Below are 2,312 nucleotides of genomic sequence, written 5' to 3'. Positions count from 1 at the left end.
GTAGGAAACACGCGCGATCTCGAAGATCTTCGCTTGCCAGTAGTGGATATTCACCACGATCTTCGAGCGCGCGATCCAGGCATCACGGCTCGCACCGTAGACGCCCGACAGCCATTTGACACGAAGACCGCGCTCGCGCAGATCCTGCAGAACCGCGTATCGGCGCTCGTAGGGCGCGCCGTAGAAAAGGACGTCGATGTCCTCGGGGGCCGGGGCGATCCGTGTCAGCTCCGGGACGTATCCGATCGGAACATAGGTGGGCCGGGGCAGCCCCAGCGCAGCGAGGTAGTCGAGGTTGGCTTGACTGTAGTCCCACGTCGGGTAGCGCCGGAAGACGTCGAAAAATGCCGGCAACGTCATCGACGGCAAGTCGTCGCCTAGCTGCTCGAGGTTGTAGAAGATGGGGTTTTTCGGCGGCACCAGGCCATGCCGGATGAGGAGGTTTCCCCCGAGCACGATGGTGCGGCGCCCATCGAGGTCAAGACGGTTGGTCAGCACCGAGTCATGGCCCAGCGCCACAAGACCATGATGCACTGCCTCCGCAACTTCGTAAAATGCTTTGCTGTGCTGAAAATTCGGAGGTGACACAATCGCAACAGCGAAGTGCATAGGTGCTGGGTACGGCGTGAAACTGCTGCTCATTGTTGGAGTCAGCCCGTTGTCGTCTCGGCGGGTGTGTTATTCGCTTCGCTCACAAGGCTCGTGCGGATACTCTTTGACACACCACCTGACACGACCCTAACCTTCCCAACGATCGGAGTCTGCGGACATGCCGTGAAGGCTCACCGAGAGCCTCAACGGTCATCGTGTCAACCTCAGCTCGGGATCCGCGCTCTCCGCGAGAGCGTCTCCAAGAGCGCGTGTAATTCCGCCTGAACGCCCACCACGGCGCGGGCGGTGGCCTACTGCTGCTCCTGTGGTTCCTTCTCGGCTCCCTAGGCCCCACGGGATAGCACGCCTGACCAGCGTGCCGAGACCACAAATACCACATACCAAGCGATTCAGCAACCCGCTTTCGTGCCCAAAATCGAACGGCGAGACAGGCCTTGACTCAGGTTCAATGGCACACCAGACCTTGACACGTGTCAACACCGCGATGTTTCCGGACCGCCAAAATTTCTCGACGATTGCGCTTGCCTGAACGTCCGTCTCAGGCTTAGGATTAAGCGAACCCGATGGACTGCGCGCGATCTGCTGAGAAGGCACACGGGGCGCATCAAACGTAGGAGGGAATACCGTGGCAAGTAGACATCCGAAGAACGAAGGCTCTCAACCGCGTCGAGACGCCGTCGCCGGCTCCACGCGTGCCATGCACCTGGGCACTGCGGTCACGTTCATAACCCTCGGCCTGTCGCCGCTGTTGGCGATGCCGGCGGCAAGGGCCGACGGCGAAGACATCATCATTGATCAAATCATCGATGCCCTCTCCGCCGTGGATCCCACGGCCGGTTCGGACTTGGACAGCTGGCTCGCCAGCCTCGACGCTGCGTTGCAGGGTGCGGCGAGTTTCGGGCCGTCGAGTTTGGGCGCCCTCGACTCCGGGTCGTCCGTGCCTTCGCTCGCCGATCTGGGGGCCGCCTCGCCTGCCGGTGCGTTGGACCTTACGTCGCTGTACGAGACCTTGTTCTACACCCCAGTGTATAACTTTGACCAGGCGTGGATTAACGGTGACACCCTCCTGGGCGGCCTCACGGTGGAGTTCGATAATGCGCTCAATACGCTCTGGGGTGACATCGGCGGCACAGGCATCTTGATCGGCAACGGCGCCGATGGGACAGCGTCAGATCCCACCGGCGGCGCCGGTGGGTGGCTCTTCGGTGACGGCGGTGCAGGCTGGAACAGCGATGTGGCCGGTGAGGATGGCGGTGCTGGCGGCATCGCCCACTTCGGCAATGGCGGTGCGGGCGGTAGCGGCTTCGACGGCAGCGCGGGTGGTGCCGGTGGGGACACCTCCTACGGCGTAGGCGGCGCGGGCGGTGCCGGCGGTGACGCCGCCTCCAGCAGTAGTAGCGCCGCCGCCGGCGGCGCGGGCGGTGCCGGCGGTGACGTGACCGGTCACTTGTTCGGCATCGGCGGTAACGGCGGAAACGGCTGCACCGGCGCTGACGGCGGCGCTGGCGGTGACGGCGGTGTCGGCGGCAACGGTGCGATGCTGTTCGGTGACGGCGGCACTGGCGGTACCGGTGGGACCGGCAGCCCCGACGGTGCCTCGGGTGCCGGCGGCGAAGGCGGTCACTTGGGCCACCACGGCGCCTCCGGCTAACCTATCCGCACCCCATCTACACGGATTCGACCGGCCCGCACGGGCCGGT

2 protein-coding genes are annotated in these 2,312 nt (G+C 64.2%); one reads left to right on the top strand and one right to left on the bottom strand.

Going from position 1 to position 2,312, the window contains the following annotated elements; all coding sequences use genetic code 11:
• Window positions 1-519 (bottom strand): CgeB family protein (locus tag AC2VOU_RS18135; RefSeq protein ID WP_486958616.1); only part of this gene is annotated, 519 nt, incomplete at its 3' end.
• Between the two features lie 718 nt (window positions 520-1,237).
• Between AC2VOU_RS18135 and AC2VOU_RS18130 the strand changes: the two genes are divergently transcribed.
• Complete coding sequence (locus tag AC2VOU_RS18130; RefSeq protein ID WP_486958615.1) at window positions 1,238-2,263, top strand: PGRS repeat-containing protein; 1,026 nt, start codon at window positions 1,238-1,240, stop codon at window positions 2,261-2,263.
• The last annotated feature ends 49 nt before the right edge of the window (window positions 2,264-2,312 follow it).

It is taken from the genome of Mycobacterium sp. TH-M25 (assembly GCF_057473665.1).
Note: the sequence above shows the minus strand (reverse complement) of the source record. Positions and strands in the feature narration are given on the sequence as shown.